This window comes from Brevundimonas sp., from assembly GCF_051858995.1.
GTDB lineage: Bacteria > Pseudomonadota > Alphaproteobacteria > Caulobacterales > Caulobacteraceae > Brevundimonas.
Genome location: NZ_JBHYGN010000010.1, coordinates 1 through 13,233, shown reverse-complemented (window position 1 = coordinate 13,233; position 13,233 = coordinate 1). Strand labels below are relative to the sequence as shown.

Below are 13,233 nucleotides of genomic sequence, written 5' to 3'. Positions count from 1 at the left end.
CAGCCGCCATTCCTGACGTTTGCGGGTGGCGCGGGCCGCCCCGGCTCTGCTAGACCGCTGACACCATGACCGTCCGCGTCCGTCTCCCGATTTCGATTAGCCGCCCGGCGTAGCGCTGCAGGGCCGTCGGCCCCGCGCACGTCGGGATATTCCATCGAAACCACGCGAACGATCGACACCACGAGACCGACTTCATGGCTGACGCCGACAATACCCCTACCGGCCGCGACTATCGCGATACCGTCTTCCTGCCGGAGACTCCCTTCCCCATGCGTGGCGGCCTGCCGCAGAAGGAGCCGCAGATCATCGCCCAGTGGGGCGATCTGTACGGCGCGCTGCGCCAACGGCGTCAGGCCGAGGGCGCGCCGCTGTATGTGCTGCATGACGGCCCGCCCTACGCCAACGGCGACATCCACATCGGCCACGCGCTGAACAAGACGCTGAAGGACTTCGTGGTCCGCAGCCGCTTCCTGCTGGGCTACGACGTCGACTACGTGCCGGGCTGGGACTGCCACGGCCTGCCCATCGAGTGGAAGATCGAGGAACAGTTCCGCGCCAAGGGCCGCCGCAAGGACGAGGTCTCCAAGGCCGAGTTCCGTCAGGCCTGCCGCGAATACGCCACCGGCTGGATCGACGTGCAGCGAGAGCAGTTCAAGCGGCTGGGCGTCGTCGGCGACTGGGACAACCGCTACGCCACGATGGACTTCACCACCGAGGCGGCCATCGTCGCGGAGTTCCACAAGTTCAAGAATTCGGGCCAGCTGTATCGCGGCTCCAAGCCGGTGATGTGGTCGCCGGTCGAGCGCACGGCGCTGGCCGACGCCGAGATCGAGTACCATGACCACATCAGCCCGACCGTCTGGGTGAAATTCCCGGTCATCGGCGCCACCGACGATCATCCGGACGATCTGCTGTCGTTCCGTGACGCGACGCCGTCCATCGTGATCTGGACCACCACGCCGTGGACCATCCCGGCCAACCGCGCCATCAGCTACGGCCCCGAGATCGCCTATGGCCTGTATGAGGTCACGGCGATGGAGGAAGGGCTGGAGTTCGAGCCCTGGGCCAAGCCGGGCGACCGCCTGATTGTCGCCGACAAGCTGGCCGAGGACGTGTTCAAGGCCGCCAAGATCGCCGCCTGGACCCGCGTCGATGACCTGAACCCGTCGGGCCTGGAGTGCGCCCACCCGCTCGCCGCCCTGTCGCCGGGCTATGGCTTCTCGGTGCCGCTGCTGGCCGGGGACCACGTGACCGACGACGCCGGCACGGGCTTCGTGCACACGGCGCCGGGCCACGGCGCCGACGACTTCGACGTCTGGAAGGCCCACGGCCATCACGAAGTGCCCGACACCGTCGATCCGGACGGCGCCTATTACGACCACGTGCCGCTGTTCGCGGGGCTGAAGGTCATCGAGACCGAGGGCAAGAAGGACAAGATCGGCAAGTTCGGCCCGGCCAACAAGGTCGTGACCGAGAAGCTGATCGAGGCGGGCAACCTTCTGGCGCGCGGCCGGATGGAGCATTCCTATCCGCACAGCTGGCGCTCCAAGGCGCCGGTCATCTTCCGCAACACCCCGCAGTGGTTCATCCGCATGGACCAGCCGCTGGACGACGACAGCACCCTGCGTGAGCGGGCGCTGTCGGCCATCGACGCCACCGCCTTCCACCCGGCGGCGGGCAAGAACCGCATCCGTTCGATGGTCGAGAGCCGCCCGGACTGGCTGATCAGCCGCCAGCGCGCCTGGGGCACGCCCCTGGCCATGTTCGTCGACAAGCAGACCGGCCAGCCGCTGGTCGACGCCGAGGTCGACGCCCGAATCCTGGCCGCGGTCAGCAAGGGCGGCGCGGACGCCTGGTTCGAGACCCCGGACGCCGAGTTCCTGGGCCAGCACGACGTCTCGCGCTTCGAGAAGATCGAGGACATCCTTGACGTCTGGTTCGACAGCGGCTGCACCCACGCCTTCACGCTGGAGGCCCGCGATCCGGCCCATGGCTACACCGGCGACCGCCCGTCGCACTGGCCCGCCGACCTGTACCTGGAAGGCTCGGACCAGCACCGCGGCTGGTTCCAGTCCAACCTGCTCGAAGGCTCCGGCACCCGCGGCCGCGCCCCCTATGAAGCTGTGCTGACGCACGGCTTCACCCAGGACGAGCAGGGCAAGAAGATGTCGAAGTCGCTGGGCAACACCACCGACCCGGCCGTCGTGATCAAGGAGTCGGGCGCCGACATCCTGCGCCTGTGGGTCGCGCTGGTGGACTATGCGGAGGACCAGCGGATTGGGAAGCAGATCCTGCAGACCACCGTCGAGGCCTATCGCAAGCTGCGCAACACCCTGCGCTACCTGTTGGGCGCGCTAGCCGACTTCGACGGGGCCGAGCGCCTGCCCTATGACCAGATGCCGCCGCTGGAGAAATTCATCCTGCACCGGCTGCATGAACTGGATGGTCAGGTCCGCGCCGCCTACGCCGACTACCGCTTCCAGGACGTGGTGCGACCGGTGCTGGAGTTCTGCTCCAACGACCTGTCGGCCCTGTATTTCGACGTCCGCAAGGACAGCCTGTACTGCGACCGTCCCGACAGCGTCCGCCGCCGCGCCGCGCGCACGGTGATGGACGAGGTGTTCAACCGCCTGACCGCCTGGCTGGCCCCGCTGACGCCGTTCACGACGGAAGAAGCCTGGACCACCCGCTTCCCTGAAGGCGGCTCGAACTGCGCCCGGGTGATCCCCGAGACGCCGGAGGCGTGGAGCAATCCGGCCGAGGCGGATCGCTGGGCCGGGGTGCAGACGGTGCTGGAAGTGGTCAACGAGGCGCTGGAAGCGGCGCGTCGGGAGAAGATCATCGGCGGGGCGCTGGACGCCTGGCCCGTGGTCACCGGCCCGGCCAACGCCTTCGCGGCCTTCGCCGAACTGGACGCGGCGGAGATCTTCCGCACCTCAGGCGCCGAACTGGTGCACGGCGGAGACGCGGTCACCGTCGAGGTGAAGCTGGCGGACTATCCGAAGTGCGCCCGGTCGTGGCGGAGGGTGCCGGACGTCGGCTCTGACCCGGACTATCCGGACCTGAGCGCCCGGGACGCGGACGCGGTCCGCTGGCTTGACGCCCGCAAGGCCTAGGCAAAACGGCCCCGCCCGATCCCGGACGGGGCCGTCTTTCTGTTCAGGCGTCCCTGATCAGCTCTGGTTGGCGCGAGCGCGCAGGCGAACCGCCTGGGCCTCCATCTCCTCCGCCTGACGGGCAAGGCGGGGCGACAGGGCCAGAAGCTCGGCGTCGGTCACCGGATGGCCCTGCTGGCGCTGACGCTCGATCTGTTGGGCGCGGTAGGCGGGGTCCCGCAGGCGACGCGATTCCTCACGCATCTGCTGGGCGCCGCGCTCCATGTTGTCGGCGCCGACGGCCATGTCCGCCCGGGCGCGGGCGACGGAGCGGGCCGCGTCACGCTGGGCGGCTGCCGCACGAGCACCGGCGTCACGGGCGGCGGCCTGGGCGCGCGCCGCATCGGCACGGGCATGGGCGACAGCCTGCGGACGAACACGAGCTTCCGCCACAGCCTGAGCGGCTTCGGCGCGCGCCTGGGCTGCTTCAGCCCGCGCTTGCGAGGCTTCGATCCGGGCCTGCTCGGCTTCGGCGCGGCGCTGACCGGCCTCCGTGCGAGCGCGGGCGGCGGCGCGGCGGTCAGCGGGGGAGCCGTTCTCGGTCCAGCTGCTCTGATAGCCATAACCTTGCGGCGGGACGGGAGGCGCGGGCGGAGCTGGGGGCGGTGCGGGCGGCGCCCTGAAGGCGGGCGGCGCAGGCGGGGCGGTCGGAGCCGAAGTGACCGGGAATGCGGGCGCCGGCGGCGGGGGCGGCGGAAGAACCGAGCGGCTCAGCGCCGGCGGCGCCGGGGGCGCGGGCGGAGCAGACAGAGCCCTGCGGGGCGAACGCGGCGGCGGGGGCGGCGTGGGCTGGCCCGCCAGTACGATAGGCGTCCGGTAGACCACCACCGCCTGAGGGGCGGTCGCCGCAGCGGGGGCGCTCCCCGTGGTGAGCTCGACAGCCGCCAGCGGCGTGGCGACGGCGATCAGGCCGCCGACCGTCATGGCCAGAACCAGCGGACGGGCAGGCAAAGTACGACGGGTCTTCATGATGCGAGCGATCCTTTTGGAAAGAGAGCGGGCGGGGCCGGTCATGCCCAGGGCGGCGGGCTGACCGAAGTCGGCGGCGAGGCCGACGAGGGTGTGGGCATAGGCGCGGGGATCGAGCTCCTGCAGGGCGGCGGCGTCGGCGGCGTCCTCGGTCCGCGCGGACAGTTGGGCGTGGAGCACCCAGACCAGCGGATTGAACCAGAACAGCGCCAGCGCCGTGCGCGAGAGCAGCAGAAACAGCCAGTCCTGGCGACGGATGTGCGCCAGTTCGTGGGCCAGAACCGCCGTGGCGCATTCGGGCCGACGGACCAGCTCATCGCTGATCAGAACGACGCCGGGCGGCAGGCCCCAGCTGAGCGGCGCGGGCGCTTGGGCCGATGAGATCAGGCGGGGCCGCTGGCCCTTGGACAGCAGGTTCAGCGGCGCGGTCCAGCGCGTGGAGGTGACCGGGCGGCCACTGCGGGTCCAGCGGATCAGGGTCGCCATGCCGAGGGCGAACTGGCCCATGACCACAGCCACGCCGATCACCCAGATCGCGACGGCCAGCAGAGCCGGCGACGCCTCCGTGACCGAGGCCGAGACCGAGACATCCCCCACGGACGCGACATCCGCGGTCCACAGCGGGACCACCGCGGGCGCGGTCTCAACCGGCGCGCCGGACAGCAGCGGTAGCGCCATGGTCGGCAGCAGCAGCATCATCACCGGCAGGGCCAACAACAGCAGGACCGTGACGCGCAGCACATCGACGACGTCGGTCGCGGACAGGCCCCGCAGGGCGGCGGCGAGCAGCAATCCACCTCCGGCGACCAGGCCGGACTTGATCAGGAGTTCGAGAAAGAGGGCCACGGTCATGCGTCGCGCTCCTCAGCGTCGTCGATCGCCCGGCGCAGGGCTTCGATTTCCTCGCGCTTGAGCGAGCGGGTCAGGCCCAGCAGGGCCGTGGCCGCGCTGGCAGCCGATCCAGCGAAGAAGGTGTCCACCATGCGATGCAGGGCGCCGGTCGCGAGGGTCTCGGGTTCGGGCGCGGGCCGATAGACCACCCCGCCCTCCCCGGCTTCACGCTCGACCAGCCCCTTGGCCTCCAGTCGGGCCAGCAGGGTGCGGACGGCGGAATCGCTGAGCGGATCGGTCAGGGCGGCCCGGACGGCGCCGGTCGTGCCCTGTTCCAGACGGCAGAGGGTCTCGAAGACCTCGCGTTCGCGTCGGGGCAGACTCTCAATCATGGCGACCGTCCTGTATCGCTACATATGTGGCGCTACATTTGTAGCGAATTGCGGCAGGATCAGGGCAGGCTCATGAACTCGGCGACAGGTCTACTCCAGACAGCAGAAAGCCCCGTCCGGGGGGCTCGGACGGGCTTCCACGCCTCGGAGATCACGGCGTACGGACGGCTCAGAACGTCCAGACGGTCTTCAATCCACCCACGAACATGTCAGGGCGATCTTCCCGGCCGCCTGGGTGGTGGATCCATTGCAGGTTCGGCCGCAGCGTCAGCCACGGCGTGGCGCGATAGCCGTAATAGACCTCGGCCACATATTCGCGGCTGGCCGCCGGGAGGGTTCGGGTCCCCGCCTCGATCTGGGCCTGCTGGCTGTCGGTGACGCGCGGATTGTAGCCGCTGGCGCCGACGGCGAAGCCGATCTCGTCCCTGGGGCGAGCCGCGAGCGGGCCGGTCAGGGCGACGCCGACGGCCACCTTGCCTTGCAGGGTGTTGGTGCGCGGGTCGGTGACGATGGCGTTCGCATAGACCTTGATCGCCCCGCTGCCGTCCGACTCGGGCGCGCGCAGGGTCTGCAGCGCATTGGCGTAAAAGCCGTAGCGACCGCTGCGCTCCTGCCCCGGCAGGCCGGTCAGGGCCCGCCAGTCGCCGTTCACGTCGGTGACGACGTCCGGCACATCCGCCGTGTCGTACCAGCCGCCGACCTTGTAGCTGCCGCCCAGCCCCTGCCCGAAACTGGGCGTCCAGGCGGTCTCGACCATGGTCAGGAAGCCGTCGTCGACGTCAAACCCGAAGTTGAAGCCTTGGCTGGGACGCAGGTTCTCGGGGTTGGATTCATAGACGCCGACCGAGACCGTGTGCTGCGGCGCGACGTTCAGCTTCACCCGCGCGCCCCACTGGCTGACCGGGAAGTTGTAGAGGACGTCGTGGGCGATGTGGCCGGGGGCCGAGCCGCACAGGGTCAGGTTCTGGAAATCGCAGGCCGAGCCGGCGAAATCCTCGGCCGAACTCATCCGGCCCAGCTTGATCGAGCCGCCCGGGAAGCTCTGCTCGTACCAGAACTGGCTGAGGCGCCAGACCTGGCCCCGGCCATAGACGGGCTGCACCTGCTGGATGATCCCCAGCGGCGAGTCATTGGTCAGGGCTTTGCCGTGGCGGTTGCTGATCGTGACCTGGAATTTGCCGCCCTCAATGCCGAACATACGATCCGCGTCGATGGTGGCGCCGAGGCTGAGTTGGCCCGAGGTGCGGACGAACTGGGGCGTGTCGCCGATGGCGTTCCACGCCGTCTCGGTGATCTCACCGGCCGTCAGGGTGACGCCGCGATCCTTCAGGCGGTCCCGCAGGCCGCCCCAGTCGCCGGTCAGGGTCCCGGCGAAAGCCGAGGGCGCGGGCGTCTGGGCCGATGTCTGGGCGAGCGCGGGCGCCGCGCCGATGACCGTGAACAGGGCCACGCCGGCGATGCGCCGGACCGGGTGATTGAAAGCCATAAGTTCCCTCCGGACCTCTTCGGGTCATCGGCGGGAAGGTTCGGAAAGCGCTGTCAGATGACAAACGCGAAGATTTATCCGACAGATGAATCCACTTCACCTCTCACCAGCGGTTCAAGATCGGCGGCGGGGTCCTTGGCCAGTTCGCCGATCAGCCAGCGGGCGAAGGCGGCCACGATGGGCCGCTGGGCGTTGCGCTTGGGATAGACCAGATAGTGCGGGGCGTAGATGAGGTTGTCGCACTGGCCGTCCAGCGGCGCGACCAGCCGTCCGCTGGCCAGCTCCCGCTCGGCCAGACGGGTTGAGTCCAGACAGACGCCCAGCCCGTCCGCCGCCGCCTGCACGGACATGAAGCTGCGGTCGAAGCGCATGCCGACGGCCTCGGGCGCCTTCAGGCGATTGGCCTTGAACCAGTCCTCCCAGGTCACCGCCTTCAGCGAGCTGCGGATCAGGGTGAGGCCGTAGAGGTCCTCAGGGGTTTTGATCTTCTCGGCCATCTTGGGGCTGCACATCGGCTTGACCACCTCGCGCCCCAGCGAGTGGACCACCAGGCTGTCATTGTCCGGCTTGCCGTAGACGATGTCGGCGTCGAACTCGTCGGCGGCGAAGCGGCTGTAGTCGGTGCTGGCGGCGATGCGGACCTCCATGCCGGGGTGTTTCTCGAGGAAGTCGGCCAGCCGGGGCGTCAGCCACTGGGCCGCGAAGCTGGGGGCCGTATGCAGGCGCAGCAGCTGGGCCTGACGCGCCGAGACGGCCATTACGCCGACACGGATATGCCCGAAGGCCTCCTCGACATGCTTGTGCAGGGTCTGGCCGTTCTGGGTCAGGCTGAGCGAGCGGCCGTTGCGGTCGAACAGCAGGGCGCCGAGCGACTTCTCCAGCTTGGAGATGGCGTGGCTGACGGCGCTGGGCGACAGGTTCAGCTCCTCCGCCGCCAGACGGAAGGAGCCGTGCCGCGCGGCGGCGTCGAAGGCGCGAAGAGAGCCGAAGGCGATGTTCATGCCAGACATGAACAATATTCATCTGTCCGTGTAAACATAGCATTTGTCACCCAAGACGCCTTCGCCCCTTATCCGGCCCAACGAAGACACCCGCGAACCGGGGAGGAAACAGGCGTCGATCCACGGCCCTTGCGGCCGTTCTTCCACGCACGTCCCCTTCCCGCCGCGCGCATCGAAGGAACCCGCGTGAGCGATCCCACTCCCGGCAATATGCCGTCCGTCGAACTGGCCCAGCGCGCCTATCACATCCGCAAGCACGCCCTGCGCATGGGCGCCGTTCAGGGTCAGGGCTATGTCGGCCAGGCGCTCGGCGTCGCCGACGTTCTGGCCGTGGCCTATTTCCGCGCCCTGACCTACCGCCCGAACGAGCCGGAATGGGAAGGTCGCGACCGCTTCCTGCTGTCGATCGGCCACTACGCCATCGCCCTGTACGCGGCCCTGATCGAGGCGGAGATCATCCCCTTCGAGGAACGCGACACCTACGGCTCGGACGACAGCCGCCTGCCGATGTCGGGGATGGCCTCCTACACGCCGGGCATGGAGATCTCGGGCGGCTCGCTGGGCCAGGGCCTGGGCATCGCCGTCGGCATGGCCCTGGGTCTGAAACGCAAGGGCTCGGACCGGTTCGTCTACAACCTGCTGTCGGACGGCGAACTGGGCGAGGGTTCGACCTGGGAAGCCGCCCTGTCGGCGCCGCACTGGAAGCTGGACAACCTGATCGCCCTCGTCGACTTCAACAACCAGCAGGCCGACGGCCCCTCGCAGGAGGTGCTCAGCGCCCCGGACCTGCAGGCCAAGTTCGACGCCTTCGGCTGGTTCGCCCAGCGCGTGGACGGCAATGACATCGAAGCCGTGATCGCGGCCTTCGACGCCGCCCGCGAACTGAAGGACGCCAAGCCCCGGATCATCATCTTCGACACCCTGATGGGCAAGGGCGTGCCCTTCCTCGAGCAGCGCGAGAAGACCCACTTCATCCGCGTGGATGAGGAGGAATGGGACCTCGCCCTCAAGGCCGTCGACGACGGCTGGGCCGCCCAGGGCGGCGTCGTGAACGCCGACATCTGAAGCCGACAAGTCAGGATCTGAACACCGTGTCCGCACCCCGCCTGAAGACCTCGGCCATGATCGCCTCGATCGCCGCCGAAGGTCAGCGCACCATCTCCGCCCCCTTCGGCCATGCCCTGGCCAAGGCCGCCGAGACCCGCCCCGAGATCGTCGGCATGACCGCCGACCTGGGCAAATACACCGACCTGCACATCTTCCAGCAGGCCCACCCCGACCGGTTCTACCAGATGGGCATGGCCGAGCAGTTGCTGATGATGTCGGCTGCGGGCATGGCGCGCGAGGGCTTCCACCCCTTCGTGACCACCTACGCCGTCTTCGCCGCGCGCCGGGCCTATGACTTCCTGTGCCTGGCCATCGCCGAGGAAGACCTGAACGTGAAGGTGGTCTGCGCCCTGCCCGGCCTGACCACGGGCTACGGTCCCAGCCACCAGGCGACCGAGGATCTGGCCATCTTCCGGGGCATGCCCAACCTGACCATCATCGACCCGTGCGACGCGGTCGAGATCGAGCAGGCGACCGCCGCCCTCGCCGACCATCGCGGCCCCGCCTACATGCGCCTGCTGCGCGGCAAGGTCCCGGCGGTGCTGGACGAGTACGGCTACCAGTTCGAGCCGGGCAAGGCGAAGACCATCCGCGACGGCGCGGATGTGCTGATCATCTCCTCGGGCCTGATGACCATGCGCGCGCTGGAGACGGCCGACGCGCTGAAGGCGGACAGGATCGAGGCGGGCGTCCTGCACGTCCCGACCATCAAGCCGCTGGACGAGGCCAGCATCATCGAGGCGGTGAAGGCGAAGACGGGCCGTCTGGTCGTCGTGGCCGAAAACCATTCGGTGATCGGCGGACTGGGCGAAGGCGTGGCCGCCGCCCTCATGCGGGCCGGGGTTCACGCCCCCTTCAAACAGGTCGCCCTGCCGGACGCCTTCCTAGACGCCGGCGCCCTGCCGACGCTGCACGATCGCTACGGCATCTCGACCAAGGCCATGACCACGAGCATCAAGGGCTGGCTGTCCGAGTAAGGACCGTCAGCCGCATCAGACCCGGAACACCGGGATGAAACGGGGAGGATAACCGTGACTGACACCACCGTGCCGAAAGCGGCGCCGACGATCGCGTCGGACGCCACCTACAAGAAGATCCTCTGGCGCCTGATGCCGTTCCTCTTCCTGTGCTTCCTGGTCGCCTACATCGACCGGATCAACATCGGGTTCGCCAAGCTGCAGATGCAGTCGGACCTGGGCTTCTCGGACCTGGTCTACGGACTGGGCGCCGGGATCTTCTTCATCGGCTACTCCGTGTTCGAGGTCCCCTCGAACATGATCCTGCACAAGGTCGGGGCCCAGAAATGGATCGCCCGGATCATGATCACCTGGGGCATCATTTCCTGCGGCTTCGGCTTCGTACATACGGAGTGGCAGTTCTACGCCCTGCGCTTCCTGCTCGGTGTGGCCGAAGCCGGTTTTGCTCCAGGAGCCCTGCTGTTCCTGACCTACTGGTTCCCGGCGGCCCGCCGCTCGCGCGCCAACGCCCTGCTGCTGCTCGGCATCCCGACCGCCGGCATCGTCGGCGCACCCCTGTCCGGCTTCATCATGGAGAGCATGGCAGGGTTCGCCGGCTGGGAAGGCTGGCGCTGGATGTTCGTGATCGAGGCCATCCCCGCCATCATCGCCGGCCTGCTGGTCTTCACCTTCCTGCCGAACAAGCCGTCGGACGTGAAATGGCTGAGCGATGAAGAGAAGACCGCCGTGAAGGCGGACCTGGACGCCGATGACGCGGTGCGCACCGCCCATATGTCGCTGAAGCAGTTCCTCGCCGACCGCCGCCTGTGGCTGCTGACCGCGATCTATTTCTGCATCGTCATGGGCCAGTATGCGATCTCGTTCTGGCTGCCGACCATCGTCAAGAACGCCGGGGTCGAGAGCCCGTTCGCCAATGGCCTGATCAGCGCCATTCCCTTCCTGGCCGCCGCCATCGCCATGATCTCGTTCAGCATCAGCGCGGACAAGCGTCGCGAGCGTCGCTTCCACCTGATCATCCCGATGTCGATGGGCGCCATCGCCCTGGCCCTGGCCCCGTCGTTCTCGAACAACCTGTTCCTGTCGGTGATCTGCCTGGCCTTCGCCGCCGCCGGCCTGCTGTCGTCGACGCCGATGTTCTGGAGCCTGCCGCCTGCCTTCCTGGGCGGCGTCTGGGCCGCCGCGGGCATCGGGGCGATCAACGCCATCGGCAACGTCGCCGGCTTCGCCTCGCCCTATGTCATCGGCGCCGTGGTCAACGCCACCGGCCAGCTGAGCTGGGGCCTCTACACCATCACCGCGATCGTCCTCCTCGGCATGCTGCTCGTCTTCCGCGTGCCCAAGAGCGTCAATCGCTGAGCCCTCTTAGTACCGGAGTAGCATCATGATCGTCGGTTTCGTCGGCCTCGGCGCCATGGGTCTGCCAATGGCCCAGAACCTCATCGCCAACGGCCACGCCGTCCAGGGCTTCGACCTGCGTCCCGAGCCGGGCCAGGCCCTGGCCGCGGCGGGCGGCACGGCGGTCGCCTCGGCCACCGAGGCCGCCGCCGGCGCCGACGTCCTGATGCTGATGGTGGTCAACGCCGCCCAGGCCGAACAGGTGCTGTTCGAAGCCGGGGCGCTACAGGCTCTCCCTGAAGGCGGGACCGTGGTTCTCACCGCGACCTGCCTGCCCAAGGAGGCCGAGGCCATGGCCGACAAGGTCACGGCCGCGGGGCGTCGATTCGTCGACGCCCCGGTCTCCGGGGGCACGGCGGGCGCGAAGGCGGGCAGTCTGTCCATCATGGCCGGTTGCCCGACCGTGCTGTTCGATGAGCTGAAGCCCCTGTTCGAAGGCTTCGGCGGCAAGCTGTTCCACGTCGGCGAGGCCGCCGGTCAGGGCCAGATGGTCAAGACCGTCAACCAGCTCCTCTGCGGCGCCCACATCGCCGTGGCCGCCGAGGCCCTGTCGCTGGCCGAGAAGATGGGCGTCGATCCGAAGGTCGCGCTGGAGATCACCGGCGGCTCGGCGGCGGCCAGCTGGATGCTGAACGACCGGGGGCCGCGCATGCTCGAGGCGGACCCGGAAGTGACCAGCGCCATCGACATCTTCGTCAAGGATCTGGGCATCGTCCTGGCGGCCGGCCGCGACAGCCAGGCCGCCCTGCCGCTGGCCGCCGCCGCGCATCAGCTGTTCGTCGCGACCTCCGGGCGGGGAGATGGCCGGGCCGACGACAGCCAGGTGATCCGCAGCTATGCCCTGCTCAACGGGCTCGCCGCCGGGCGCTGAGCCCCTCCTGCAACGATCCCGGAACGGCCCGTCGCACCCGCGGCGGGCCGTTTTTGTTTGAGCCGTCGTCCGGGACGGGCGTACAACCTGCGGCATATCCTCACCCAGCCGGAGGCCGCCATGCCCCACCCCGCCCTCACAGCCGGCGCCGTCGCCGTGGTCACCGGAGGGGCGTCCGGCATCGGCCTGGCCTCCGCCCGCCGGTTCGCCGCCCTGGGCCTGCATGTCTGTATCGTCGATCTGGGCGCCGAGCGGCTGAAGGCCGCCGTGGCCGAGTTGAGCGCCCTAGCCGTGGACAGCGCCGAGATCGCCGGGTTCGAGGTCGACGTCTCCGACCGCGCCGCCCTGGAGGCGCTGGAGGCGGCGGTGGCGGATCGCTTCGGCGGGACGGACGTGCTGATGAACAACGCCGCCATCCAGATCCCCAATGACGCCTTCGGGCCGGACGCCGACTGGCGCCGCCTGATCGGGGTGAACCTGTGGGGCGTGATCGACGGCAGCCAGGTCTTCGCGCCACGCATGGTCGAGCGCGGCCGCCCGGGCCTGATCATCAACACCGGCTCCAAACAGGGCATCACCACCCCGCCGGGCAACCCGGCCTACAATGTCTCCAAGTCAGGTGTGAAGACGTATACCGAGGCGCTGCAGCACCAGCTTCGCAACACGCCCGGTGCGAGGATCAGCGCCCATCTGCTGATCCCCGGCTTCGTCTGGACGCCCCTGGCCGCCGGCGATCGCGCCGACAAGCCCGCCGGGGCCTGGACGGCGACCGAGACCGCCGACTTCATGCTGGAGCGACTGGAGGCCGGGGACTTCTACATCCTGTGCCCGGACAATGACGTGGACCGGGCCACGGACGAGAAGCGGATGGCCTGGGCGATCGGCGATGTGATCGAGAACCGCCCGCCGCTGTCGCGCTGGCATCCGGACTGGACGGCGCGTTTCGAGGCGTTTTTGCGAGGATGAGCCCGCCGCTCGCCGGCCGGCCGCTCCTGCAGGCCCTCCGTTGGAGACCAGACAGCAAAAACCCCCGGGCCTGAGGCCTGGGG

Annotated in this window: 10 protein-coding genes; 6 read left to right on the top strand and 4 right to left on the bottom strand. The window is 68.9% G+C overall.

What is annotated here, in order from left to right; translation table 11 throughout:
* The first annotated feature begins 194 nt into the window (after positions 1 to 194).
* Positions 195 to 3,116, top strand: coding sequence for an isoleucine--tRNA ligase (gene ileS / locus ACTIEF_RS11180; protein ID WP_439472221.1), 2,922 nt, complete (start codon positions 195 to 197; stop codon positions 3,114 to 3,116).
* A 57-nt stretch (positions 3,117 to 3,173) separates the two neighbouring features.
* Here the strand turns inward: ileS and ACTIEF_RS11175 are convergent, their stop codons facing one another.
* From ACTIEF_RS11175 to ACTIEF_RS11160, 4 genes are all read right to left on the bottom strand, one after another.
* Positions 3,174 to 4,976, bottom strand: coding sequence for a M56 family metallopeptidase (locus ACTIEF_RS11175; protein WP_439472220.1), 1,803 nt, complete (start codon positions 4,974 to 4,976; stop codon positions 3,174 to 3,176).
* Positions 4,973 to 5,347 (bottom strand): BlaI/MecI/CopY family transcriptional regulator, encoded by a 375-nt coding sequence (locus ACTIEF_RS11170; RefSeq protein ID WP_439472219.1) that lies wholly within the window; start codon positions 5,345 to 5,347, stop codon positions 4,973 to 4,975. The genes ACTIEF_RS11175 and ACTIEF_RS11170 overlap by 4 nt, the downstream gene beginning before the upstream one ends.
* A gap of 169 nt (positions 5,348 to 5,516) precedes the next feature.
* Complete coding sequence (locus tag ACTIEF_RS11165) at positions 5,517 to 6,833, bottom strand: carbohydrate porin (protein ID WP_439472218.1); 1,317 nt, start codon at positions 6,831 to 6,833, stop codon at positions 5,517 to 5,519.
* A gap of 74 nt (positions 6,834 to 6,907) precedes the next feature.
* Positions 6,908 to 7,843, bottom strand: a complete 936-nt coding sequence (locus ACTIEF_RS11160) for a LysR substrate-binding domain-containing protein (protein ID WP_439472217.1) — start codon at positions 7,841 to 7,843, stop codon at positions 6,908 to 6,910.
* Positions 7,844 to 8,020: 177 nt separating this feature from the next.
* Between ACTIEF_RS11160 and ACTIEF_RS11155 the strand changes: the two genes are divergently transcribed.
* The 5 genes from ACTIEF_RS11155 to ACTIEF_RS11135 all read left to right on the top strand — a co-directional run bounded on the left by ACTIEF_RS11155 (position 8,021) and on the right by ACTIEF_RS11135 (position 13,150).
* Positions 8,021 to 8,899, top strand: a complete 879-nt coding sequence (locus ACTIEF_RS11155) for a transketolase (RefSeq protein ID WP_439472216.1) — start codon at positions 8,021 to 8,023, stop codon at positions 8,897 to 8,899.
* Between the two features lie 26 nt (positions 8,900 to 8,925).
* The gene (locus ACTIEF_RS11150; protein ID WP_439472215.1) at positions 8,926 to 9,918 is read left to right on the top strand and encodes a transketolase family protein; all 993 of its coding nucleotides are present in this window, start codon (positions 8,926 to 8,928) and stop codon (positions 9,916 to 9,918) included.
* Between the two features lie 54 nt (positions 9,919 to 9,972).
* A complete protein-coding gene (locus ACTIEF_RS11145; protein WP_439472214.1) occupies positions 9,973 to 11,274 on the top strand; it encodes an MFS transporter in 1,302 nt (433 codons plus the stop codon).
* A 25-nt stretch (positions 11,275 to 11,299) separates the two neighbouring features.
* Positions 11,300 to 12,184 (top strand): NAD(P)-dependent oxidoreductase, encoded by an 885-nt coding sequence (locus ACTIEF_RS11140; RefSeq protein ID WP_439472213.1) that lies wholly within the window; start codon positions 11,300 to 11,302, stop codon positions 12,182 to 12,184.
* A gap of 120 nt (positions 12,185 to 12,304) precedes the next feature.
* The gene (locus ACTIEF_RS11135; RefSeq protein ID WP_439472212.1) at positions 12,305 to 13,150 is read left to right on the top strand and encodes an SDR family NAD(P)-dependent oxidoreductase; all 846 of its coding nucleotides are present in this window, start codon (positions 12,305 to 12,307) and stop codon (positions 13,148 to 13,150) included.
* Positions 13,151 to 13,233: the final 83 nt, after the last annotated feature.